20 protein-coding genes and 1 tRNA gene are annotated in these 24,626 nt (G+C 70.3%); 7 read left to right on the top strand and 14 right to left on the bottom strand.

Going from position 1 to position 24,626, the window contains the following annotated elements; translation table 11 throughout:
• Positions 1-155: 155 nt before the first annotated feature.
• The 8 genes from C0010_RS08005 to C0010_RS07970 all read right to left on the bottom strand — a co-directional run bounded on the left by C0010_RS08005 (position 156) and on the right by C0010_RS07970 (position 10,613).
• On the bottom strand, positions 156-1,463 hold the full coding sequence (locus C0010_RS08005) for an MFS transporter (RefSeq protein WP_158685379.1): 1,308 nt from the start codon (positions 1,461-1,463) through the stop codon (positions 156-158).
• 272 nt (positions 1,464-1,735) lie between these two features.
• Complete coding sequence (locus C0010_RS08000) at positions 1,736-2,086, bottom strand: TraR/DksA family transcriptional regulator (RefSeq protein ID WP_105566535.1); 351 nt, start codon at positions 2,084-2,086, stop codon at positions 1,736-1,738.
• Positions 2,087-2,193: 107 nt separating this feature from the next.
• A complete protein-coding gene (locus C0010_RS07995) occupies positions 2,194-4,098 on the bottom strand; it encodes a DEAD/DEAH box helicase (RefSeq protein ID WP_105566534.1) in 1,905 nt (634 codons plus the stop codon).
• 351 nt (positions 4,099-4,449) lie between these two features.
• Positions 4,450-5,475 (bottom strand): ketol-acid reductoisomerase, encoded by a 1,026-nt coding sequence (gene ilvC, locus C0010_RS07990; RefSeq protein ID WP_105566533.1) that lies wholly within the window; start codon positions 5,473-5,475, stop codon positions 4,450-4,452.
• A gap of 83 nt (positions 5,476-5,558) precedes the next feature.
• Entirely contained in the window at positions 5,559-6,071 is a 513-nt protein-coding gene (gene ilvN / locus C0010_RS07985; protein ID WP_105566532.1) for an acetolactate synthase small subunit, read from the bottom strand.
• 1 nt (position 6,072) lies between these two features.
• Positions 6,073-7,869 (bottom strand): acetolactate synthase large subunit, encoded by a 1,797-nt coding sequence (locus C0010_RS07980; RefSeq protein WP_105566531.1) that lies wholly within the window; start codon positions 7,867-7,869, stop codon positions 6,073-6,075.
• Positions 7,870-8,353: 484 nt separating this feature from the next.
• Positions 8,354-9,163: a trehalose-phosphatase gene (gene otsB, locus C0010_RS07975; protein ID WP_105566530.1), complete on the bottom strand. Its 810-nt coding sequence runs from the start codon at positions 9,161-9,163 to the stop codon at positions 8,354-8,356.
• Positions 9,164-9,191: 28 nt separating this feature from the next.
• Complete coding sequence (locus tag C0010_RS07970) at positions 9,192-10,613, bottom strand: alpha,alpha-trehalose-phosphate synthase (UDP-forming) (protein ID WP_105566529.1); 1,422 nt, start codon at positions 10,611-10,613, stop codon at positions 9,192-9,194.
• Between the two features lie 168 nt (positions 10,614-10,781).
• Here C0010_RS07970 and C0010_RS07965 point away from each other — a divergent pair, with 168 nt between their 5' ends.
• Positions 10,782-11,033 carry a hypothetical protein gene (locus C0010_RS07965; RefSeq protein ID WP_232531823.1) on the top strand — a complete coding sequence of 84 codons (252 nt, stop codon included), beginning with the start codon at positions 10,782-10,784 and terminating at the stop codon, positions 11,031-11,033.
• 55 nt (positions 11,034-11,088) lie between these two features.
• Here C0010_RS07965 and C0010_RS07960 read toward each other — a convergent pair whose 3' ends face one another.
• From C0010_RS07960 to C0010_RS07940, 5 genes are read right to left on the bottom strand one after another with little or no spacing between them, the layout of a single operon-like run.
• The gene (locus C0010_RS07960; RefSeq protein ID WP_105566528.1) at positions 11,089-12,093 is read right to left on the bottom strand and encodes a LacI family DNA-binding transcriptional regulator; all 1,005 of its coding nucleotides are present in this window, start codon (positions 12,091-12,093) and stop codon (positions 11,089-11,091) included.
• Between the two features lie 44 nt (positions 12,094-12,137).
• Positions 12,138-13,649: an arabinosylfuranosidase ArfA gene (gene arfA / locus C0010_RS07955; protein ID WP_105566527.1), complete on the bottom strand. Its 1,512-nt coding sequence runs from the start codon at positions 13,647-13,649 to the stop codon at positions 12,138-12,140.
• Between the two features lie 16 nt (positions 13,650-13,665).
• Positions 13,666-14,580 carry a carbohydrate ABC transporter permease gene (locus tag C0010_RS07950; RefSeq protein WP_232531822.1) on the bottom strand — a complete coding sequence of 305 codons (915 nt, stop codon included), beginning with the start codon at positions 14,578-14,580 and terminating at the stop codon, positions 13,666-13,668.
• An 8-nt stretch (positions 14,581-14,588) separates the two neighbouring features.
• On the bottom strand, positions 14,589-15,509 hold the full coding sequence (locus C0010_RS07945) for a carbohydrate ABC transporter permease (protein ID WP_105566525.1): 921 nt from the start codon (positions 15,507-15,509) through the stop codon (positions 14,589-14,591).
• 60 nt (positions 15,510-15,569) lie between these two features.
• On the bottom strand, positions 15,570-16,907 hold the full coding sequence (locus C0010_RS07940; protein ID WP_158685377.1) for an ABC transporter substrate-binding protein: 1,338 nt from the start codon (positions 16,905-16,907) through the stop codon (positions 15,570-15,572).
• A gap of 244 nt (positions 16,908-17,151) precedes the next feature.
• Between C0010_RS07940 and C0010_RS07935 the strand changes: the two genes are divergently transcribed.
• The 6 genes from C0010_RS07935 (at position 17,152) to C0010_RS07915 (ending at position 23,035) form a co-directional block, all read left to right on the top strand.
• Positions 17,152-17,227: transfer RNA gene (locus C0010_RS07935), tRNA-Lys, on the top strand.
• 148 nt (positions 17,228-17,375) lie between these two features.
• A complete protein-coding gene (locus tag C0010_RS07930) occupies positions 17,376-18,197 on the top strand; it encodes an inositol monophosphatase family protein (protein ID WP_105566523.1) in 822 nt (273 codons plus the stop codon).
• Positions 18,194-18,754 (top strand): hypothetical protein, encoded by a 561-nt coding sequence (locus tag C0010_RS07925; protein ID WP_105566522.1) that lies wholly within the window; start codon positions 18,194-18,196, stop codon positions 18,752-18,754. Before C0010_RS07930 ends, C0010_RS07925 begins: the two co-directional genes overlap by 4 nt.
• Before the next feature lie 53 nt (positions 18,755-18,807).
• Positions 18,808-21,480 (top strand): phosphoenolpyruvate carboxylase, encoded by a 2,673-nt coding sequence (locus C0010_RS07920; RefSeq protein ID WP_105566521.1) that lies wholly within the window; start codon positions 18,808-18,810, stop codon positions 21,478-21,480.
• A 228-nt stretch (positions 21,481-21,708) separates the two neighbouring features.
• Positions 21,709-21,894, top strand: coding sequence for a hypothetical protein (locus tag C0010_RS14945; RefSeq protein ID WP_158685375.1), 186 nt, complete (start codon positions 21,709-21,711; stop codon positions 21,892-21,894).
• Between the two features lie 25 nt (positions 21,895-21,919).
• Positions 21,920-23,035: a fatty acid desaturase family protein gene (locus C0010_RS07915; protein ID WP_105566520.1), complete on the top strand. Its 1,116-nt coding sequence runs from the start codon at positions 21,920-21,922 to the stop codon at positions 23,033-23,035.
• A gap of 61 nt (positions 23,036-23,096) precedes the next feature.
• Here C0010_RS07915 and C0010_RS07910 read toward each other — a convergent pair whose 3' ends face one another.
• Positions 23,097-24,626, bottom strand: coding sequence for a gluconokinase (locus C0010_RS07910; RefSeq protein ID WP_105566519.1), 1,530 nt, complete (start codon positions 24,624-24,626; stop codon positions 23,097-23,099).

Below are 24,626 nucleotides of genomic sequence, written 5' to 3'. Positions count from 1 at the left end.
CACCCAACGATACCAGGAACCCCGGGCGTGTCGCGACCGGTGCCCGCATGTCCCGCCCGGAGATCCGGATCCGGCGGCCGGGCGGATGCCGAGCGCCGGCGGGGCGGCGCCACCGCCCCGCCGGCGCCGCCCGACGAGCCTGTGCGCTTCCGCCGTCAGGAGAGCTCCTGGCGCGCCGTCTCCTTCGAGAAGAACGCCGCCGCCGCCGAGATGACGCACAGCACGCAGGTCAGCACGCCGATGATCAGAGGGACGTTCTCGCTCGACGGCGGGGCGATGATCGCGAACAGCGAGGGCATCAGGCCCGTGATGAAGAGCGCGACGTTCTGGGAGAGGGCGAAGCCCGTGACCCGCGACTCGGTCGGGAACATCTCCTGGAAGAAGCTCGCGTACGTCGCGTTGAACATCTGGTACATGATGCCGAACGACAGGATCGCGAGCAGGAACGTGAGCGGCACGTTGTGCGCCTCGACGACGAAGAGGTAGGGCACGGAGACGAGCCCGCCGAGCAGCGGCCCGAGCACGAGGAACGGCCGGCGGCCCAGCTTGTCGGACGCCATGCCGAACACGGGGATCAGGATGATCGCGACGATGTTGGCGACGACAGGGATCCACAGGTACACGTCGGGGTCCATGTTCACCCCGTACGCCTCCTGCGTCGCGTAGGTGGTGCCGAACACGACGACGGTCGTGCCGATGACGTTGGCCATGCCCATGCAGATCGCGCGGAACAGCGCGCCGCTCGACGTGCGGAACAGGTCGACGATGGGCATCCTGGCGGTCTTCGCCTTCTTGTCGGAGAAGACGGGCGTCTCGTCGAGCTTGGCCCGGATGACCAGGGCGACGATCACGACGACCGCGCTGAGGAAGAACGGGATGCGCCAGCCCCACGCCAGCAGGTCCTCCTCGGAGAGGAAGTGGGAGAGGGGGATGAAGCTCGCCTGCGCCAGGATGCTGCCGAACTGCGTGCCCTGCAGCGCGAAGCTCATCAGCAGGCCGCGCTTCTCCTTCGACGCATGCTCGGCGATCATGGTCGTCGCGCCGCCGAGCTCGCCCGACACGGCGAATCCCTGCACGAGGCGGAGCGCCACGAGCATGACCGGCGCCATCAGCCCGATCTGCGCGTAGCTCGGGAGGCAGCCGACGAGGAACGTCGAGATGCCCATCAGCAGCATCGCGAACACCAGCAGCTTCTTGCGCCCGTACCTGTCGCCGAAGTGCCCGAGCACGAAGGCGCCGAGCGGGCGTGCGACGTATCCGACGCCGTACGTCGCGAGCGAGGCGACGATCGCGACCGCGGCGTTCTCGCTCGGGAAGAACACCGTCGGGAACACGAGCGCGGCGGCGGACGCGTAGATCGAGAAGTCGTAGTACTCGAGGGTGCTGCCGAGCCAGCCGCTGAGGGCCGCTCGGCCGCCCTGGCCTCGCTTCGACGACACGGGTGGCGCGGTACTGACAGACATCTTCGGCTCCTTCTCGTTCAACGCCGCCATTGGCTGAGCAAGCGCTTTCCTCGGGGCACGTTACGCCCCGCCCGAACGTTCGTCAAAACGATTCAATCGCTCCGGCCGCACCGGCCGGAGCGATTGCTCGCTCGTGCGGCGGGAGCAACCGGTTCCCGGCCGTCTCCGACCGTCGGCGGCCGTCGGCGTGTCCGGCGGCTCGGCCCGCCGCACCGCGCCCTGCCCGTGCGCAGGCGGGCGCGACGAACCGAGGCGCCCGAGCGCGGGGCGCGCTATGACGCGCAGTCGACGCAGCGCGCGGCCATCGGCCGGACCCGGAGCCGGCCGACCGGGATGCGCTTGCCGCACTGCTCGCACGTGCCGTACTCCCCCGCGTCGAGCTTGGCGAGCGCGCTGTCGATCTCGTCGAGCTCGCGCTCGGCCTCGGCCCCGAGGCCTGCCACGCGCGACCACTCCTCCGAGAGCGTTCCGCCCTCGGGGTCGTGCTCGTCGTCGGCCGTGGCGAAGCTGCGCGCGTCGGCCACGATCGCGAGCGCCTCGTCGCCCGCTCGCTCCCGTTCGAGGACGGCCTCCCGGCGCTCGAGGAGCAGCGTGCGCAGTTCTGAGGCCGTCTTGTCGTTCATGCCGCAACCGTAGTCGGCCTGCGCGCGAACGCAAGGACCCCGGTCGGCCTGCCCCCGTTCCCCCGGGGCGGGCCGGCCGGGGCCGTGCGGGGTTCGATCGGCGCGGCTCAGTGCCGGGGCTTGCGCTGCGGACGGTCGTCGCGGCCGCCGCGGTAGCCGCCGCGGTCATCGCGGTCGTTCCGGTGGCCGCCCCTGTCGTCGCGCTTGCCGCGGTACCCGCCGCGGTCGTCGCGCTCGTTCCGGTGGCCGCCGCGGTCGTCGCGGTTGCCCCGGTACCCGCCGCGGTCGTCCCGGAAGCCACCGCGGCGCGGCCCGCCCGTCGCCCGGAACGGGCGCGAGTCCGGCTGCAGGTTGATCAGCTGGCCGGAGATGCGGGTATCGGCCAGGCGGTCCCTGACGTCGCCGGGCAGGTCGGCGGGGAGCTCCACGATCGAGAAGTCCGGCCGGATGTCGATGCGCCCGAAGTCGTCGCGGCGCAGGCCGCCCTCGTTCGCGAGCGCGCCCACGATCTGCCTCGGCTCGACCCGCTGGCGCTTGCCGACGTCGATCCGGTACGGCTTGAGGTCGCTGCGGCCGCCGCGGTCCTCGCGCGGGCCGCGGTCCTCGCGGGGCGCCCTGTCATCGCGCTGCCTGCGCTCGCGCTTGGGCGGGTCGGGCGGCAGCAGGAGGGGCTTGTCCCCCTGGCCGACCATCGCGAGCGCCGCGGCGACATCCGACTCGACGACGTCGTGGTGCGAGACGTAGTGGTTCACGATGTCGCGGAACTCCGCCAGGCGCGCGGTGTCCTCGAGCGCCGCCGTGATGGCGTCGTCGAAGCGGCTCAGGCGAGTGACGTTGACGTCCTCGGCCGTCGGGATCTGCATCTCCGTCAGCGGCTGGCGGGTGGCGCGCTCGATCGACGACACCATCCGGCGCTCGCGCGGCGTGACGAAGCTGATCGCGTCGCCCTTGCGGCCGGCGCGGCCCGTGCGGCCGATGCGGTGCACGTACGACTCGGTGTCGATCGGGATGTCGTAGTTGACGACGTGCGTGATGCGGTCGACGTCGAGCCCTCGGGCCGCGACATCGGTGGCCACGAGGATGTCGAGCTTGCCCGACTTGAGCTGGTCGACGGTGCGCTCGCGCTGCGCCTGCGCGATGTCGCCGCTGATCGCCGCCGCCGTGTACCCGCGCGCGCGGAGCTTCTCGGCGAGCGTCTCCGTCTCGCTCTTCGTGCGCACGAACACGATCATGCCGTCGAAGTTCTCGGTCTCGAGGATGCGCGTGAGGGCGTCGGTCTTCTGCGGGTACGACACCATCAGGTAGCGCTGCGAGATGTTCGCCGAGGTCGTCGTTTTGCCCTTGACCGTGACCTCTTCCGGGTCGTTCAGGTGCTGCTGCGAGATGCGCCGGATCTGGGCGGGCATCGTCGCGGAGAACAGCGCGACCTGCTTCTCGGCCGGCGTCTCGGCGAGGATCGTCTCGACGTCCTCCGCGAAGCCCATCTTGAGCATCTCGTCGGCCTCGTCGAGCACGAGGAACTTGAGGTCGCTCAGGTCGAGCGTGCCCTTGTTCAGGTGGTCCATGATGCGGCCGGGGGTGCCGACGACGATGTTGACGCCGCGGCGCAGCGCCGAGAGCTGCGTACCATAGCCCTGGCCGCCGTACACGGGCAGCACGTGCACGCCCTTCATCCGCGCCGCGTACTTCTCGAACGCCTCGCAGACCTGCAGTGCGAGCTCGCGCGTCGGTGCGAGCACGAGCGCCTGGGGCACCTTCGCGCGGGTGTCGAGCTGGTCGAGGACGGGGAGCGCGAACGCCGCCGTCTTGCCCGTTCCGGTCTGGGCGACGCCGAGCACGTCGCGGCCGCCGAGGAGGAGCGGGATCGTCTGCGCCTGAATGGCCGACGGGGTCTCGTACCCGACGTCCTTCAGCGCGCGGAGCACGGCATCGCCGAGACCCAGATCGGAGAACACTGGGGTCGCCTCGGCCGCGGCCTCGATGGGCGCGTCGGTCGTTTCTGCTGATGCCATGGATCCCACGTTATTCTGCCGCGCCTGATTTATCGCTGTTCCGGCGGAATCCCCGGCGTTTCGGCCGAACAGAGCGGGCCCGGGCCGAGGCGATCCGGCGCGAGTGCCGTCGGCAGAGCGCGATAGCCGGAGCGGAACCGCCGGGCGCCGGACGACCGATCACCACAGCTCCCCGTGGACGGTCAGGCGGCACCGAAGGCGCTCGCCCCGCACCAGACGTACGCCTCACAGATGACGGAGAGGGAATGACGCGCCTTGAGCGCTTCATTCCCTCTCCGGTGCGGCGCGAAGCGCCGCCGCGAGCAGAGCTCGCCATCATTGCCGGCTGCTCGTTGAGCCGCCTTCAGCGGCTCAACGAGCAGCGCTGCCTTCGACGTAGTCGTCGTCGCCGCCCTGCCAGGAGAACAGCGAGCGGAGCTCCTTGCCCGTCTTCTCGATCGGGTGGCCCTCCTCCTTCTCGCGCAGCGCCGTGAACTCCGGGGCACCGGCGTCCTGGTCGTCGATGAAGCGCTTCGCGAACGCGCCGGACTGGATGTCGGCCAGGACGCCCTGCATGCGCTCCTTGACGCTCGCGTCGATCACGCGCGGGCCCGAGACGTAATCGCCGAACTCGGCCGTGTCGGAGATCGACCAGCGCTGCTTGGCGATGCCGCCCTCCCACATCAGGTCGACGATGAGCTTCAGCTCGTGGAGCACCTCGAAGTAGGCGATCTCCGGCTGGTAGCCGGCCTCCGTGAGCACCTCGAAGCCCGCCTGCACGAGGTGGCTGGTGCCGCCGCAGAGCACGGCCTGCTCGCCGAAGAGGTCGGTCTCGGTCTCCTCGGTGAAGCTCGTCTTGATGACCCCGGCGCGCGTGCCGCCGATCGCGGCCGCGTATGACAGGGCGAGCGCCCAGGCCTGACCGGATGCGTCGTTCTCCACGCCGATGATGTCCGGGATGCCGCGGCCGGCGACGAACTCGCGGCGCACCGTGTGACCGGGGGCCTTCGGGGCGATCAGGATCACGTCGACGTCCTGAGGCGCCTGGATCAGGTCGAAGCGGATGTTGAAGCCGTGCGCGAACGCGAGGGCCTTTCCGGCAGACAGGTTCGGTGCGATGCCCTCGGAGTAGATCGAGCGCTGGTGCTGGTCGGGCGCGAGGATCATGATGACGTCGGCCCACGCGGTGGCATCCGCGACGCTCTTCACCTCGAAGCCGTCGTCCTGGGCCTTCTGGGTCGACTTCGACCCGTCCTTGAGCGCGATGGCGACCTCGACGCCCGAGTCGCGCAGGTTCTGCGCGTGGGCGTGCCCCTGCGAGCCGTAGCCGACGATCGCGACCTTCTTGCTCTGGATGATCGACAGGTCGGCGTCGGCGTCGTACAGGATCTCAGCCATGGTTCTCCTTGTGTTGAATCTGTTTCGGGAGGTGGTGCGGGAGGAGCATCCGGATGCGCCTCCCCGGTCGGAAGGGTGTGCGCTCAGGCGAGCGGGCGCACGCGTTCGGTGATCGACTTGCTGCCGCGGCCGAGGGCGAGCAGGCCGGACTGGGCGAGCTCCTTGATGCCGAACGGCTCGACGGCCTTGAGGAACGCCTGCACCTTGCCCTGGTCGCCCGTGACCTCGATCACGAGGGCGTCCGGCGCGTAGTCGACGATGCGGGCGCGGAACAGGTTGACGACCTCGATCACGTTGGAGCGCGACGAATTGTCTGCACGGACCTTGACGAGCATGTGCTCGCGCTGCACCGACTGGTCGGGGTCGAGCTCGACGATCTTGAGCACGTTGACCAGCTTGTTGAGCTGCTTCGTGACCTGTTCGAGCGGGAGCTCGTCGACGTCGACCACGACCGTGATGCGGCTGAGGCCGGGGATCTCGGTCACGCCGACCGCGAGGGAGTTGATGTTGAAGCCGCGCCGGGCGAACAGGCCGGCGACGCGCGTGAGCAGGCCGGGGGTGTCCTCGACGAGGAGGCTCAGAACGTGGGTCGACATGTCAGTCCTCCTCGCTGAACGCCGGCGCGTGGTCGCGCGCGTACTGCACATAGCTGTTGCTGACGCCCTGCGGCACCATCGGCCACACCATCGCGTCGGCGCTCACGACGAAATCGATCACGACGGGGCGGTCGTTCGTCTCGAGCGCGAGCTTGATCGCGTCGTCGACCTGATCCTCGCGCTCGACCCGAATGCCCAGGCAGCCGTACGCCTCGGCCAGCTTCACGAAGTCCGGGATGCGCACGGTGTCGTGGCCCGTGTTCAGATCGGTGTTCGAGTAGCGGCCGTCGTAGAAGAGGGTCTGCCACTGGCGCACCATCCCGAGCGACGAGTTGTTGATGATCGCGACCTTGATCGGGATGCCGTTGAGCGCGCAGGTGGCGAGCTCCTGGTTCGTCATCTGGAAGCAGCCGTCGCCGTCGATCGCCCACACGTCGCGCTCGGGCTGCGCGACCTTGGCGCCCATGGCGGCCGGGACCGAGTAGCCCATCGTTCCGGCGCCGCCCGAGTTCAGGAACGAGTTCGGGCGCTCGTACTTGATGAACTGCGCCGTCCACATCTGGTGCTGGCCGACGCCGGCGGCGAACACGCCCTCGGGGCCCGTCAGCTCGCCGATGCGCTGGATCACGTGCTGCGGGGCGAGCAGGCCGTCGCTCGTCGGCGTGTAGCCGAGCGGGTACTGGTCACGCAGGCCGTTCAGGTACGCCCACCACTCGTCGGTGTTCGGCTTGCCCGTGCCGCGCAGCGCGGCGTCGAGGTCGACGAGCACCTCCTTGAGGTCGCCGACGATCGGCACGTCGGCGGTGCGGATCTTCGAGATCTCGGCCGGATCGATGTCGACGTGCACGACCTTCGCGTTGGGGGCGAACAGGTTCGCCTTGCCCGTGACGCGGTCGTCGAACCGCGCCCCGAGCGCGACGATCAGGTCCGCCTCCTGCAGCGCGAGCACGGCGGGCACTGCGCCGTGCATGCCCGGCATGCCGAGGTGTTGGTCGTGCGAGTCGGGGAAGGCGCCCCGCGCCATCAGCGTCGTCACGACGGGCGCGCCGCTCGTCTCCGCAAGCACCTTCAGCTCATCGGCCGCCGTCGCCCGGATGACGCCGCCGCCGACGTACAGGACGGGCTTCGCCGCCTCGGTCAGCATCTGGGCCGCCGCCTGGATCTGCTTGCCGTGCGCCTTCGTCACGGGCCGGTAGCCGGGCAGTTCGTAGCGGGGCGGCCAGATGAACGGCGCCTGGTTCTGCTGCGCGTCCTTGGTGATGTCGACCAGCACGGGGCCGGGGCGCCCCGTCGAGGCGATCTCGAACGCCGCCGCGATCGCGCCCGGCACGTCCTCCGCACGCTTGACGAGGAAGGAGTGCTTGGTGACGGGCATCGTGATGCCGACGATGTCGGCCTCCTGGAACGCGTCGGTGCCCATCAGGGTCGAGAACACCTGACCGGTGATCGCGACGAGCGGCACAGAATCCATGTACGCGTCCGCGATAGCGGTGACGAGGTTCGTGGCTCCGGGGCCCGATGTGGCGATCGCGACGCCGACTCTGCCGCTCGCCGAGGCGTAGCCCTCGGCCGCGTGGCCGGCGCCCTGCTCGTGGCGCACGAGGATGTGGTTGAGCGAGTTCGCGCCCATCAGTGCGTCGTAGGTCGGGAGGATCGCGCCGCCGGGCAGGCCGAAGACGTCGTCGGCGCCGAGCAGCTCGAGCGAGCGGATCGCGGCCTCCGCGCCCGTGAGGATGGGCGCCTGGGAGGAGGTGCGCGCGGGTGGCCGTGGCACGGCCTGGGCGGTGTCAGAAGACATATCGCATTCCTAGATCTGATATCGGATGTCCGGGTGCCGCGACTTCAGTCACGACGGCTGGCGTGATTCGAGCGGAGCGGATCAGCCGGTCATCGCGCACTCCGAAGAAGCGGAGCGGACGAGCAATGAGAGCTTCGCCTGAGCGCTGCGCGGGTGGCGCAGGGGCCGGAGCGCCGCCGTGGCGCCCCGAGATTCGAGCCCTGCCCCGCCGACGCGTGGTTCGGAGGGACGGGCCGCGATATCGACCCTGTTCAGATCACCATCGCGCATCCGGGCCGCGGAGACGCGGGCGCTGAATGCAGTACGGCCGCCGGGGCTGGTTGTGCCGCCGCCGGATCGACCGTTCCCCCAGCGTAGTGCATCCGACGGGTGCCTCCGTACACGGCCGACCGGGCCCCGGCGGGGCGCGGCAGCTGCAGCGGCGCTCATGCGTACGAGTCTATGTCGAACGGTCGCCCGCCCCGGCGCGTCGGCCCGGCGGGCGTCACTCGCGCGCCGCGCGCAGGCCGGCGAGCCGGTGCAGGAGCACCGCGAACTCGTGCGCGTCGGCGACGCGCACGCGCGCATGGGTGTCGCCCTCACCGACGCGCACGCCCAGGTCCTGCGGCTCGAGGCTGGCCAACGCGTCCTCGTCCGTCACGTCGTCACCGGCGAAGAGGACCGCCGTTGCGCCCGTCTGCGCGCGGAGCTTCTCGATGGCGACGTCCTTGCCCTCGTGGCGCCACGTGTACTCGGCCAGGTCTTTGCCCTCGCGGCGGCGCCATTCGGGGGCCTCGGCCGCCATCAGGGCCGCGACAGCTTCGTGCGCGCGGCGCGCGCCGACCTCCTCTGCCATGCGGGTGTGCAGCGCGAATCCGACCGCCTTGTCCTCGATCCAAGCCCCTTCGATGCCGGCGACGAGACGCCTCGCCGCCGCGCGAAGGCGATCGGAGAGGGCGGCGTGCTCAGCGTCGTCGGCGTGCTCGTCGCCGGGCACGTCGACCCCGCCCGGCCGCCAGAACTCGACGCCGTGCGAGCCGGCGAGCCAGACCCGAGCATCGTCGCCGTGCTCGGCGATGACGCGGAGGTCCGCGACGGTGCGCCCCGACACGAGCGCGACGACCGTTTCGGGCGCTTCCACGAGGCGCGCGATCGCCGAGACCGATTCCGGCAGCGCCCGCGAGTCCATCGGCTCGTCGCGGAGCGGCGCGAGCGTGCCGTCGAAGTCGAGCGCCACGAGCAAACGCTCCGCCTCGGCGATGCGGGGCAGCTCCCCCGCCCAATCCGTGATCGCGTCGGTCGCTGCTTCCGTCATCCGATTCCCCTTCGTCGTCGCCCTCGCGTCAGTTCGCGCCCTTGGCCGCGCGGATCTCGTCGACCGCCGCCATGAACCCCTGCCCCCAGCGCTCGACATCGTTGTGCAGCACCTTGCGGCGCATCGAACGCATCCGACGGCCCTGCTCCGCTGGCGTCATGTCGATTGCCTTCTTGATCGCGGCCTTCATGCCGCCGATGTCATGCGGGTTGATCAGCAGGGCGCTGCCGAGCTCGTCGGCGGCGCCGGCGAATTCGCTCAGCACGAGCACGCCCCTCTGGTCGGTCCGCACCGCCACGTACTCCTTCGCGACGAGGTTCATGCCGTCCCGCAGCGCCGTGATCAGCATCACATCCGCCGCGAGGTACAGAGCGACCATCTCGTCGCGCGGGAACCCCTGGTGCAGGTACCGGATCGCCGTGTGGTGCATCGTGTCGTAGTCGCCGTTGATGCGGCCGACCGTGAGCTCTATCTCGTCGCGCAGATCCTGGTAGGCCTCCACGCCGGGGCGGGAGGGGCTCGCGATCTGCACCAGTGTCACGTCGCCGACCTCCGCCGTGCCGTCGACGAGCATCTCGCCGAACGCCTTCAGCCGGTGCCTGATGCCCTTCGTGTAGTCGAGGCGGTCGACGCCGAGGAGGATCTTGCGGGGGTTGCCCAGCTGCTCGCGGATCTCGGCCGCTCGCGCGATGATGTCGGGCCTCTCGGCGAGCTCGACGAACGCCTCGGCGTCGATCGAGATCGGGAACGGCGCGGCCAGAACGCGACGGGTGCCGCCCTCGCCGTCGGGCACGTCGATGCGGTTCGCCTTCGTCGGGTACTTGAACAGGCGCCGCACCGACCGCTGGAAGTTGCCGGCGTCCGCGGGCCTCTGGAAGCCGAGCACGTCGGCGCCCAGGAGCCCCTCGATGACCTCCGACCGCCACGGCAGTTGCGCGAAGAGCCCGTATGCGGGGAACGGAATGTGATGGAAGTAGCCGATCGTGAGGTCGGGGCGCAGCTCGCGGAGCATCTTCGGCACGAGCTGCAGCTGATAGTCCTGCACCCAGACGAAGGCTCCTTCCGCGGCGACGGTCGCGGCCGTCTCGGCGAAGCGGCGGTTGACCCGTACGTAGGCGTCCCACCAGCTGCGCCGGTAGATCGGGGCCGCGATCACGTCGTGGTACAGCGGCCAGATCGTGCCGTTCGAGAAGCCCTCGTAGTACTGCTCGAGGTTGTCGCTGGACAGGCGCACCGGCACGAGCGTGTTGCCGTCGAACTCGAACGGCTCCATCATCAGATCGGCCTTTCCCGGCCAGCCGACCCAGGCCGCGTCGCGGCCCGCCATCACCTGTTCGAGCGCCGTGACGAGCCCGCCGGGCGAGCGCCGCCACGCGTCGGGGCCGTCGCCCTCTCCGACGTGGTCGACGGGCAGGCGATTCGCGACGACGACGAGTTCTGAGCGCTTCATGACACCACTCCCTGAATCCGGAACAGCTCCGCTCCGATGCCGCAAGCGTACCGCCGCGCGCGCGTCGGGCCGCACACGGCTGACGCCCGCAGGGGCCGCCGCTGGCGCGCCCCGCGCCGACGGCTCGTCGCGATGGCCCCAGCGCCGCCGGCGCGATAGCGTGGGCGCATGGGCATGAGCAAGTACGTCGCGGGTACCGGAATCATCGGGGTCCTGCTCTCGGGTCTGTCGATGCTGCGCGGCTCCGAGGAGCAGAGGTTCACCTGGCGCGTCGCCGTTGCATGGCTCAGTTGGGCCCTCACGCTCGCCCTCTCGATCGGCCTGATCCTCGACATCCGGAAGGCGGAGCGCGGCGACGAGGTCGACGAGGACTCCCCGATCTTCGGCAGCGAGCACAAGTACCGCCGCATCGAGGACTGAGCGGTCGGCGGAACCGCGGGTTCCGCCGACCGACCGATCCTCCAGGTGCCGGGGCTCAGCGCGTCGTCGTCTCGCGCTCGACGATCCGGAAGTCGGCGTAGCGCGTCTCGGCGGGTGCCGACGGCTCCTCGATCCTCGCCAGCAGCGTCGCGACGGCCTGCTCCGCGATCCAGTCGCGGCCGGGGTCGACGGTCGTCAGAGCCGGGTATGAGAACGCGCTCTCGTCGATGTTGTCGAAGCCGATCACGGCCACGTCGTCCGGAATCCTCCTGCCCGCTTCCTCGAGCGCGCGCAGCGCTCCGAAGGCGAGCGTGTCGTTCAGTGCGAACAGCGCGTCGAACGCCACGTCGCGCGCGAGCAGGTCGCGCGTCGCGATGAGCCCGTCGCGGCGGTGCCACATCACGGACGGCGCGACGAGCGCCTCGTCGAACGGCACGCCGCGGGAGGCGAGCGCCTCGCGATAGCCGGCGAGGCGCAGGCCCGCAGACCCGATCACCTCGCCCTCGTGCACGCCGAGGATCGCGATGCGTTCGCGGCCCCCGTCGATCAGCCGCTCGGTCGCCGCACGCGCGGCCGCGGCGTTCCGCATGGTGACGTGGTCCGCCGGCCCATCGAAGATCCGCTCGCCGAGCAGGACGAGCGGGTAGCCGACATCGAGCGCGGCCGCGTCCTCCTGCCCCATCTGGAGCGGGCTGAACAGCACCCCGTCGGTCATCCGGAGCCTGGGCGCCCTGAGCAGCTCGATCTCGCGCTCGCGGGTGCCGCCGGTCTGCTCGACCTGGACCGCGATGCCGCGGTCGTCGGCGGCGGCGATGACGGCGCCCGCGAGTTCGGCGAAGTAGCTCAGGGCCAGGTCGGGCAGCGCGAGCGTGATCACGCCCGTGCGGCCCGACCTGAGGTTCCGCGCCGTCTGGTTCGGCGTGTAGGCGAGCTCCGCGATCGCGGCCTCCACTCGTTCCCGCGTCTCCTGCCGGATGTGCGGGTAGTCGTGGATGACGTTCGACACCGTCTTGATCGATACGCCGGCCCTCTGCGCCACGTCCTTCAGCGTCGCCCCCATGCTGTCCCCTTCTTCGTGCTGATGCGAGCGTATATCCGCAATCGTCAGCCGAGGCCGACGGCGGTCCACGACGCGGGCGGCAGCGTGATCGTGAGCACGCCGTCGTCCAGCGACGCGGTCTCGTTCGCCTTCGGCGCGACGCGCTCCGGATCCTCGAGCGTGTTGGCCGCGTACAGGTCGTCGTCCGCGATGGTGTGCGTCTCGCGGATCGCGATGTCCCCGAGGCCGTTCACGTCGATCGTCACGTCGACCGCGTCGCTCAGCGAGCGGTTCACGAGGAACACCGCCGCCTCCCCCGCCTCAGCGTCGTGCGTCGCGACGGCGTCGACGAGCGGGACCTCGCCGTAGCGCTCCGTCGCGTGACTCGGCGCGTCGAGTTTGAGCTCGAGCGACGCTCCCCGTGCGAGGCGCGACGTGATCGAGAACGGGAAGAAGGTCGTCTGGCGCCACGCGGGGCCGCCCGGCTCGGTCATGATCGGGCCGATCACGTTGACGAGCTGCGCGAGCGACGCGCTCGTCACGCGGTCGGCGTGCTTGAGGAGCGAGATCATCAGGTTCCCGAACACGACGGCGTCGATGACCGAGTAGATGTCCTCGAGCAGGCGCGGTGCGACGGGGAAGTTGTCGAGGCCCTCGATCTTGTCCACGTTCTCGAAGCGCGTCTGGTACCAGACGTTCCACTCGTCGAACGAGATGTTGATCTTCTTGTCTGACCGGCGCACGGCGCCGACGTGGTCGGCCGTCGCGACGACCTTCTCGATGAAGCCGTCCATGTCGACGGCGCTCGCGAGGAACGACGCGGCGTCGCCGCCGTGCTCCTGGTAGTACGCGTGGCACGAGATGTAGTCGACGTCGTCGTACGTGTGGGACAGCACGACGCGCTCCCACTCGCCGAACGTCGGCATGTGCGCGCTCGAGGAGCCGCACGCGACGAGCCGGATCGAGGGATCGAGCTGGCGCATGGCCTTCGCGGTCTGGGAGGCGAGCTTGCCGTAGTCGTCGGCCGAGCGGTGGCCGAGCTGCCACGGGCCGTCCATCTCGTTGCCGAGGCACCAGATCTTGACGGCGAACGGGTCCTTCCTGCCGTTGTCGATCCGCTTCTGCGAGAGGAACGTGCCGCCGGGAAGGTTCGTGTACTCGAGCAGATCGAGCGCCTCCGAGGTGCCGCGCGTGCCGAGGTTCACGGCGAGCATGAGCTCGCTGTCGACCTTCTCGAGCCACGAGCTGAACTCGTGCATCCCGATCTCATTGGTCTCGGTCGAGTGCCAGGCCAGGTCCAGGCGGCGGGGGCGCTGCTCGCGCGGCCCGACGCTGTCCTCCCACTTGAACCCCGAGACGAAGTTGCCGCCCGGGTACCGGATGGTCGAGACGCCGAGCTCGCGCACGAGCTCGATGACGTCCTGACGGAAGCCCTCGGCATCGGCCGACTCGTGGCCGGGCTCGTAGATGCCGTCGTAGACGTGGCGGCCGAGGTGCTCGACGAACCCGCCGAAGAGGTTGCGGTCGATGGGACCGACGGAGAAGTGCGGGTCGATGGTCATGCGTGCGGTGGGCACAGTTGCTCCTTGAGTGTTACTTGAGGCTTCCGATGGCGAGCCCGCCCTGCCAATAGCGCTGCAGGAAGAGGAACGACAGGATCAGGGGCAGGATCGAGATGAACGCGCCCGACGTGATGAGGTTCCACACCTGCTCGCCGCCGGCGCCCGCGTTGGAGAGCACCGTCCAGCGGTTCAGGCCCACCGTGACGGGCAGGAGCGATTCATCGGTCAGGACCACGAGGGGCAGGAAGAAGTTGTTCCAGACTCCCACGACGGCCAGCAGCGCGACCGTGACGATCGCGGGGCGCAGCAGCGGCAGCGCCACCTGGAAGAAGGTGCGGAACTCCCCCGCCCCGTCGATCCTGGCGGCTTCGAGCATCTCATCCGGAACGGCGTCCTGCGCGTAGATGCGCATCAGGTAGACGCCGAACGGGTTCAGCAGCGACGGCAGGATGACGGCCCAGGCGGTGTTGATGATGCCGTAGTCGCTGAGGAGCACGAACGTGGGGACGGCGAGGGCGGTCGGCGGCACCATGATGGCGCCGAGGACGAAGCCGAACACGACCCCGCGCCCCTTGAACCGGTACTTCGCGAACCCGTATCCGGCGAGGATCGCGAGGATCGTCGCGCCGAGGCCGCCCGTGAGGGCGTAGAGGAACGAGTTCCCCATCCACATCCAGTAGACGCCGCCCTTCTCCGTGAACAGCGCGGCGATGTTGTCGAAGAAGTGGGTGATGTCGCCGAACCAGAACGGGCCGGTGTTGAACAGCTCGGGCGTCGACTTGGTCGCGGCGACGAACAGCCACCACAGGGGGAACAGGAAGTAGATCCCCACGATCACGAGGAGGACGTGGGAGCCGATCCGGCGCCCGCCGGTTCGGTCGCCGGGGCGCCGACCGGCCCGCTTCGGGATCCCCGTCGCCGTGGTGCGCGGGGCGTCGTCAGTCATCGTCGACATCACTTGAGTCCGCTCTGCTTGCGAGTGAGGAACAGGAACAGGAACGATCCGATGAACACGATGATCCCGAGCGAGAACGCGATCGTCGAGGCGTAATTGAACTGGCTGTAGTTGAACGCCAGCGAGAACACGTACATGTTCGGCGTGTAGGCCGCGTCGATCGAGCCGCCGGCGACGCTGCGCAGGATCACGGGCTCCGTGAAGAACTGGAGCGTTCCGATGAGGGCGAACGTCAGCACCATGACCATCGACGACGCGATCATCGGGATCTTGATCCGGACGGCGGTCTGGAAGCCGTTCGCGCCGTCGATGCGGGCGGCCTCGTAGATCGCCGGGTCGATCGAGCGCAGGGCCGCGTAGATCACGATCATGTAGTACCCGGCCCACTGCCACGTCACGATGTTCACGAGCGCGCCGAAGATCGAACCCGGCGCGAGGAAATCGGGCGCCTCCGCGCCGAAGATGCTGAAGATCGTCGCCGCAGGGCCGAACCGCGGGCTGTAGAGGAAGCTCCACATCAGGGCGCCGATGACGATCGGGATCGAGTACGGCACGAAGATGGCCAGGCGCGCGACCTTGGAGAGCTTGGTCGAGAGCGTGTCGAGCACGAGCGCGAGCACGAGGGCGACGCCGAGCTGCATCGGGATCATGACGAGCCCGTACAGCGCAACGCGGCCGAGGCCTCCGAGGAAGAGGGGGTCGGTGAAGGCCTTCACGTAGTTCGCGAGGCCCGTGAACTGCTCGCCGCCGGCGAGCGTCGACTCGAACAGGCTCATCCAGAACGCGTAGACGAGCGGGATGACGAGGAAGAGCGTGAAGATGACGAGGAACGGCGCGACGTAGATCCAGCCGTACCACTGACGCTTCAGGCCGCCTCGGGTCTGTGGCGGTTTCCCGGCCACAAGGGTTGCGGTAGTCATGGTGTCTCCTGGAGACCGCGCGGCCGGCCCCGTCCGAGGGAGCCGGCCGCGCGGCTGCCGTCATTCGGTGAGCGTGAAGCCCTGGCTCGTGGCGTAGGTCTCGAGCGTGCCCTGCAGGTCGTCGAGCGCCTGCGAGGCGTCCTTCTCGCCCTCGGTCATCGCGAAGATCTGCTCATACGTCTGGTCGTAGGCGTAGACCTGGAACGGGCTGTAGCCGAAGCCGGAGTATCCGGATGCGGCCTCGAGGAAGACGTCCTCGTTGATCTTCTGGCCGTCGAAGAACGGATACTCCTTCTGCGCGAACTCCTCCGACTCGAGCGCGGGCTTCCAGAGCGGGAAGAGCGCAGCCTCATCGATGCCGATCTGCCAGGCCTCCTCGGTGCGCATGATGTCCTTGGCGACAGTCGCGGCCGCGTCGAGCCGCTCCTCGGGCGTGTGCGTCGTCACCGCGAAGGTCGAGCCGCCCCAGTTGACCTGCTTGGGGTTCTCAGGGTCCCACTGCGGGATCGGCGCGGCCTGCCACTTCGCCTCGGCATCGGCGTCCTCGAGGCCGCCGAGGTAGCCGGGGCCCCACGCGGCGGCGACGTAGACGGCGTAGCTGCCGTCGACGAGCTTCGTGTTGTAGTCGGCCGTGAAGGCGTCGTCGGTCGCGACGAGGCCGTCATCGACCATGCCGTCCCAGTACTCCATGACCTTCTTGGCCTCGTCGCTGTTCACGTCGATCCCGGTCTCGGTCGGGTTGGCCGCGTCATACGAGAACGGCTCGGCGCCGGCCTGGGCCATCAGCGCATACAGGTAGGCGCCGCCGTTCGGCGGGAAGTCGGCGAGCACGCCGGGCGCGCCCGCGTCCTTGAGCTTCTGCGCCGCCTCGCGGAACTCGTCCCACGTCGTCGGCACCTCGATGCCGTACTCGTCGAAGATGTCCTGGCGGAAGAGCATCCCCATGGGGCCGCCGTCGACAGGGACCGCATAGACGGCGTCGCCGCTCGAGACGTCGCTCCAGGCACCGTCCGTGTACTCGCCCTGGATGTCTGCGGCGCCGTGCTGGGAGAGGTCGACGAGCCCCTCCTGGATCGTGAAGGTCGGGATCTGCTCGGCCTCGAGCATGATCACGTCGGGGGCCCCCGAACCGGCCTCGAGCGCCGTCGAGAACTTGTTGTACTCGTCGGCGCCCTGACCCGCATTGGTCCAGCACACCTGGATGTCGTCGTGCGTCTCGTTGAACAGGTCGACGACCTGCTCGAATGCGGGGTACCAGGCCCAGACCGTGACCTGGGTCGCGTCTTCCTTCGCGATCTCGTTCGTGCAGGTCGCCTCGGCCGCTCCCCCGGAGCAGCCGGTGAGCGCAGCCGCCGCAACGGCGACGACGCCGCCGGCAGCGAGGATTCGTTTCTTCATGGCTGTGATTCTTCCTCTCGCGGTGTGGGACGCCCTCGTCATCCCGCGCTTCTCCAACGTTGTAGGTAAACGTTGTAGACGAGATTGTGGCTGGCTTGAGCACGCCTGTCAAGTCCCCGCTCCGCGACGGCCGCCCGCTCAGCCAGATTTCAGACACGCCGGGCGAGCGCGCCGATTGGCACCGAGCGTCGCAGATCGGTAATGTATTACCTCGTTGCGGCAAGCGATTCGCTCACCACGACATGCGCCTCTAGCTCAATCGGCAGAGCAACTGACTCTTAATCAGTGGGTTCTGGGTTCAAGTCCCAGGGGGCGCACCACGAATAGGCCCCGGTCCGCGCGGACCGGGGCCTTCGTCGTCCGGTCTCCCGACGGCGGTCACCCTAGCCGGCCGCGGGCGGATCGGTCTTCCGCGTCGGGCGGGCACGCCCATCGGGGCCAGGGGCGCGGGCCGATAGCCTGGGAGGCATGGCCACCCCCTCGCTCTCCGACGACCTGGCGTTCGCGCTCCGCCTCGCCGACGCGGCCGACGCCGAGTCGCTGCCCCGCTTCGACCGGCCCGGCCTCTCCAGCCGGACCAAGGCCGACCGCACGCACGTGACGGAGGCCGACCTCGCCGCCGAGCGGGCCATCCGGGATCTGATCGCCGAGGAGCGGCCGGGCGACGCGATCTTCGGCGAGGAGTTCGGCGCGAGCGCGGATGCCCCGCGCCGCTGGATCATCGACCCCATCGACGGCACGGCGAACTACCTGCGCGGTGTGCCGGCGTGGGGCACGATGATCGCGCTCGAGATCGACGGCGCCGTCCGGGCCGGGGTCGTGAGCATGCCGGCGATGGGCAGGCGCTGGTGGGCCGCCGAGGGGCTCGGCGCGTGGACGGACGCCGCAGAGCGCCGGGGCGCCGACGGCGCGGGCGACCCCCGTCGGATCGCGGTGTCGCGCGTCGCGGAGCTCGAGCACGCCAGCATCAGCTTCCAGAGCATCGGGCAGTGGCGCGATGCGGGGCGCCTCGACGCGCTGCTCGACCTGCAGGCCGCGGTCTGGCGCGACCGCGCCTACGGCGACGTCTGGTCGTACATGCTCCTCGCGGAGGGGCGCCTCGAGTTCGTCGGCGAGTTCGACGTCAAGGAGTACGACGTGGCCGCGGCCGCCGCGATCGTGCGCGAGGCCGGCGGGCGCTTCACCTCGTTCGAGGGCGAGGAGGCGCTCGCGACGGGCTCCGCCGTTGCGAGCAACGGCCTGCTGCACGACGAGTTCCTGAGCGCGCTGCACGGCCGGGGCGACGAGTGAGCGCGCCCGCGCCCGTCGCCGCGCCGGCGCGGCAGCGCTCGCGCCGAACCGCGGCGATCGCCTCGCTGGCGGCCGCCGCGCTCCTGCTCACCGGATGCGCGGGGGCCGATGAGGTGGCTGGGTCGGGCGGGTCCGGCGGCGAGGGCGAGCCGACACCCGCGCCCGAAGCGCTGACGTGCGAGAACATCATCCCGGACAGCCTCGTCGCCTCGTTCGAGGAGATCGGCTGGGAGCCGCTCGAGGAGCCGTTCATGGCGGGCAGCACGGAGCTCGAGGACGGCATCCAGTGCAAGTGGGGCGACCCCGAGGGCACCGGCGGCGGCAACGTGCAGATCTACGGCCTCGCTGCGATCGAAGCGGATCAGGCCGCCGAGATCGAGGCCGAGCTCGAGGACGGCGGCTGGAAGCGCGAGGAGGAGGGCGACATCGTCTACATCACGGAGAACCCCGACTACGCCTTCGCCGTCGACGAGGACGGGTACGGCTACACGTACGCGTTCGGGGACGGCTGGGCCGCGGTCTCCGACACGAAGGCCGGCATCGCCGTCATCGGCTGACACAAGTCCCTCCGGATTCAAGAGCGGCGATTTTTGCCGCTAGCGTGGGAAGCATGGTTTCTTCCCCCACCCCCACGGAAGTGCTCGACGTCGTCGGGCGCCTCGAGGCCGAGAAGGGCATCCCCGAACAGATGCGCGCCGACGTGCGCCTCCTCGGGCGCCTGCTCGGGCACATCTTGAGCGAGAGCGGATCCGCCGGGCTGTTCGAGGACGTCGAGCGGCTGCGCGCCGCGACGATCGAGGCGTACACCGACCCGACGTCGGACGCGTTCGACCGCGCCGTCGAGATCGTCGGCGGCTTCACCCCGGAGCGCGCCGATGAGGTCGTGCGCGCGTTCACGGTGTACTTCCATCTCGTGAACCTCGCGGAGGAGCACCACCGCGTGCGCGTGCTCCGCGAGCGCGACGGCGCCTCGCCGCGCGATCCCCGCGGGACGGTCGCCGGTGCGTACGCCGCGCTCGTCGACGAGGTCGGCGAGGACGCGGCCCTCAAGGGCGTCGAGGGTCTCGAGTTCCACCCCGTCTTCACGGCCCACCCGACGGAGGCGCGCCGTCGCGCCGTCTCCACGAGCATCCGGCGCCTGTCCGAGCTCCTCGGCGAGCTCGAGGCCGGGCCCCGCGGCGGCGGCGCCGAGAAGCGCACGCAGCGCGGCATGCTCGAGGAGATCGACACGCTCTGGCGCACCTCCCCCATCCGGCGCGACAAGCCCTCGCCCCTCGACGAGGTGCGCACCGTGATGAACGTCTTCGACGACACGCTCTTCACGACGGTTCCCGAGATCTACCGCCACGTCGACGACGCCGTGCGCGGCACGGGAACGGGCGGAGCGGCGCCCGTCGTGAAGCCCTTCGTGCGCATCGGCAGCTGGGTCGGCGGCGACCGCGACGGCAACCCGTTCGTCACCGCCGAGATCAGCCGCAGCGCGGCCGCGATCGCCAGCGACCACGTGTTACACGGCCTGGAGCGGGCGACGCAGCGCGTGGGCCGCGGGCTGACGTTGAGCGAGGCGTCCACGCCGCCGAGCGCCGACGTCGAGGCGCTGTGGGAGAGGCTGCGCGGCCTCGACGAGGAGTCGGCGGCCGAGATCGCCAAGCGCTCCCCCGGCGAGACGCACCGCGCCGTCATGCTGATGCTGTCGCGGAAGATCACCGCCACGCGCGAGCGGAACGCCGACCTCGCCTACCGCGCACCCGAGGAGTTCCTCGCGGATCTGCGCGTGGTGCAGGACTCGCTCGTGGCCGCCGGTGCCGCGCGCCAGGCGTACGGGGAGCTGCAGGACCTGATCTGGCAGGCCGAGACCTTCGGCTTCCACCTCACGGAGCTCGAGGTGCGCCAGCACTCCGCCGTGCACGCCAAGGTGCTCGCCGAGCTCGAGTCGGGCAGCGTGCGCAGCGAGCTCACCGAGGAGGTGCTCGAGGTCTTCCGCACGATCGCGGACGTCCAGGAGCGCTTCGGTCTCCGCGCGGCCGGCCGCTACATCGTCTCGTTCACGCAGTCGGCCGAAGACCTGGCGAACGTGCACCGGCTCGCCCGCCACGCCGTCGGCGCGAGCGGCACGCCGCCCGTCCTCGACGTCATCCCGCTGTTCGAGACGTTCGACGACCTGCAGGCCGCGCCGGGCATCATGGCCGAGATCGTCGACCACCCCGAGTTCGCGAGCAGGCTCGAGGCGACCGGGCGCAAGCTCGAGATCATGCTCGGCTACTCCGACTCGTCGAAGGACGTCGGCCCCGTGGCGGCGACGCTCGCGCTGTACGAGGCGCAGGCGGACATCGCCGAATGGGCGCGGGCGAAGGACATCGAGCTCACGTTGTTCCACGGCCGCGGCGGCGCCCTCGGCCGCGGCGGCGGACCCGCGAACAGCGCCATCCTGGCCCAGCCGCCGCACTCGGTCGACGGCCGCTTCAAGCTCACGGAGCAGGGCGAGGTGATCTTCGCCCGCTACGGCGACCCCGACATCGCGCAGCGCCACGTCGACCAGGTCGCCGCCGCCATCCTGACCGCGGGCGCCCCGTCGAACGAGGCCAGGAACCACGGGGCGGCCGACCGGTTCGCCGACGTCGCCGCACGCATGGAGACGTCGTCGCGCGCCCGCTTCTTCGAGCTCGTCAAGGCCGATGGCTTCGCGCCGTGGTTCGCGACCGTGACGCCGATGGAGGAGGTCGGGCTGCTGGCGCTCGGCTCGCGCCCGGCGCGCCGAGGCCTCTCCGTCGAGTCGCTCGAGGACCTGCGCGCCATCCCCTGGGTGTTCGCCTGGACCCAGGCGCGCATCAACCTCGCCGGCTGGTTCGGCCTCGGCACGGCGCTGCAGTCGGTGGGCGACGAGCAGGTGCTGCGCGACGCGTACGCCGAGTGGCCGCTGTTCCGCACGATGATCGACAACGTCGCGATGAGCCTCGCCAAGACCGACGAGCGCATCGCCCGCGAATACCTGGCGCTCGGTGACCGCGACGACCTCGCCGGGCTCGTGCTCGACGAGATGTCGCTCACGCGCGACTGGGTCATCCGGATCACCGGCGGCGACGGCCTCCTCTCGAACAAGCCCGTGCTGCAGCGCGCCGTGAAGCTGCGCAGCCCGTACGTCGACGCCCTCTCACTGCTGCAGCTGCGCGCCCTCCGCGCGCTCCGCGACGCCGACGAGACCGCCGAGACCGACCCCGAGGTGCAGCGCCTGCTCCTCCTCGCCGTCTCCGGCGTCGCCGCCGGCCTCCAGAACACTGGCTGACCGGGCGCTCCACCGCGATCATGTCGTCGGCTCCGGATGAGCGCATCCGGAGCCGCCCGCGGGGGTGCGCCGCCCCGCCCCGGGCCGGCGCCCCCCCGCGATCTTGTCGTGGGCCCGGGATGCGCGCACCCGGCCCCGACGACGTGTGTACGCCGCCCCGCCCGGTCCGGGCGCCCGCCCGAACTGCGAAGCTGAGCCCCGTTCAGAATAGGCGCGTAGCCTTATGGTATGGAACCCCGAACACGAAGGACCGGCGACAGAGCCGGGGTGATCGGGCTGGGATCGGTTCTCGTCGATGCCCCGCCCGCGCCGCCCGCGGAGATCGGCAGCGATGTCCGCGAAGGGCAGCGCGCGGCGGCGGCCGACCGAGCCCAGATCGACGATTGGGAGGCAGAGGGCGGCCACGGCGACTGACGACCCGCTGCGAGCAGGTGACATCATGTCCGCGATCCGTACGACAACGCCCAGCCGCGCCGGCCCGCGCCGGAGCCGCGGAGGCAGCAGCGAGTTCGCGGAGCTCGCGAAGAAGGTGCGCGACGGCGGATTCCTCCGCCGTCGCTACGGTTATTACTGGGCGAAGCTGATCGGGCTCCCGCTCGCCGTCGCGGCGACCCTCGTCGCGTTCGTCTGGATCGGCGACACCTGGTGGCAGCTGTTCACCGCCGTCATCCTGGCCGTGGCGTTCACGCAGCTCGCGTTCCTCGGGCACGACGCCGCGCACCGGCAGATCTTCCGGTCGGGCCGCTGGAACGACTGGATCAGCCTCGTCCTCGGCGACCTGATGGTCGGTATGAGCTACGGCTGGTGGCAGAACAAGCACACCCGCCATCACGACAACCCGAACAAGCTCGGCTCCGACCCCGACATCGAGCTCCCCGTGATCGCCCTCACGAACGAGGAGGCGCGGAAGCGGCCCGGGCCCGTCCTGACGTGGCTCCGCGGGCACCAGGGGCTGTTCTTCTTCCCCATCCTGCTGCTGGAGGGCCTGTCGCTGCATGCCTCCGGCATCCGGCGAGTGATGTCGCGCGGCCGGTTGGATCGGCGCTGGGTCGAGATCGGCTTCCTCGCCGTCCGGCTGATCGGGTTCACGACGCTCGTGTTCCTCGTGCTCTCACCGGGGATCGCCGCAGTGTTCCTCGCCGTGCAGGTGGGGCTCTTCGGCGTCTACATGGGCATGTCATTCGCCCCCAATCACAAGGGGATGCCGATCGTGCCGCGGGAGGCGGACTTCGACTTCCTGCGCCGCCAGGTGATGATGAGCCGGAACATCCGGGGCGGCCGCGTGCTCGACACCGCGATGGGCGGCCTGAACTACCAGATCGAGCACCATCTCTTCCCCTCGATGCCGCGCCCGCACCTGCGGAAGGCCTCGCCCCTGATCGCCGCGTTCTGCCGCGACCACGGCGTGCCGTACACGCAGACGGGACTGTTCGCGTCGTACGCGATCGTGATCCGCTACATCAACCGGGTCGGGCTCGGCGAACGCGACGTGTTCACGTGCCCCCTGGTGGAGCAGCGCAGCCATCTGACCGCGGCGCAGAACGGCGCCGGATGACCAGCTCAGCGCATGGTGGTCCGACCGATGCGGCGCACCCTGCCTCGGCGCCGCCGGGGGTTCAGCCGTCGTGCGACAGCGGCATCTTCGCGCCGAGACCCGCGAGCGCCGTGTTCGCCGGCAGCAGCGCGTCGTAGAGGGACTCGAACACGGGGCGCAGCGCCCCGTACACGTCGGCGTCGCGAGCGTCGGGCGCCGTCTGATCAGCCACCGGCACCAGGTCGGCCGCGACATCGATCGAGTCGACCATGCCGAGCGCGTCCATGCCGAGCAGTGCGGCGCCGAACCCCGATCCCTCCGGGCTGGCGGGGAACCCGATGGGCGCGTCGAACGCGCTGGCCAGAGTGCGTCGCCAGATCTCGTGCTTCATCACGCCGCCGGTCGCCCGGATCTCGGCGATGTCGAGATCCGTCGCGCGCATCGACTGCAGCACGAGTGTGAGCTGCAGCGCGACTCCTTCCACCGCCGCGCGCACCATGTGGGCGCGGCGGTGGGAGCGCGTCAGGCCGATGTACGCTCCGCGCGCAGCCCCGCCCCAGCGCGGCGCCCGCTCGCCCAACAGGTACGGCAGCATGAGCAGCCCTCCCGAGCCGGCCGGTACGGTCATCGCCTCGTCGAGCAGCTGCGCGGTCGACAGGCCCGCCTCGCCGGAGGCGAGCTCCGCGCGCACCCAGTCGAGCACGACGCCGCCGTTGTTGATGGCACCTCCTAGCACCCAGTGGTCCTCCGTGAGCGCGTAGCAGAATACGCCGCCGTTCTCATCGACGCCCGGCCGATCGACGCTCACGCGCAGCGCACCGCTGGTGCCGACCGAACAGGCCGCGACACCGTGCCGCACCGCTCCGACGCCGAGGTTCGCCAATGGGCCGTCGCCCGCGCCGGCGATCACCGGCGTCGACGGACGCAGACCCGTCGCCGCGGCGGCGGCATCGGTCACGCCTTCCAGTACGTGCCTGGTCGGCACGAGGCGCGGAAGCCGCTCGGGCCCGATGCCCGCGAGCCCGAGCGCCTCGTCGTCCCACGCCAGCTGATGGATGTCCATGAGTCCGGATGCCGAGGCGAGCGAATGGTCCGTCACCAGCGCACCGCACAGCCGCAGCAGCACCCAGTCCTTGATGCCGACCCACATCCGCGCCCGCGCGAAGGTCTCCGGCTCGCGCTCGCGGAACCAGATCAGCTTCGTCAGAGGTGACATCGGGTGCACGGGGGTGCCCGTGCGCCGATGCAGCGCGAGCCCGCTCCCGCTCGCCCGCAGTCGAGTCGCCTGCTCCGACGCACGCGTGTCCGCCCAGGTCACCACGGGCGTGAAGGGCTCCGCGTCGTCGTCCAGCGCCATCACGGAGTGCATCGCGCTCGAGAAGCTCAGGCCGCGCACGCGATCGGCCCCGACGCGCGCGACGACTTCCCGGATGCCGCGATGGACGGCGTCGAGGATGTCGTGCGGATTCTGCTCCGCGCGCCCCGGCATCGGCTCGTCGAGCGGATACCCGTGCGATGCCTGGGCGACGGAGGATCCGTCCGCCCGGTAGGCGACGACCTTGGTCGCCGTCGTTCCCATGTCGACACCGATGACGACGTCTGCGGATCCCAT

Origin of the sequence: Microbacterium halophytorum (assembly GCF_002970975.1) — a bacterium.
Taxonomy (GTDB): Bacteria; Actinomycetota; Actinomycetes; order Actinomycetales; family Microbacteriaceae; genus Microbacterium; species Microbacterium halophytorum.
This window is presented reverse-complemented; position numbering and strand designations above follow the sequence as displayed.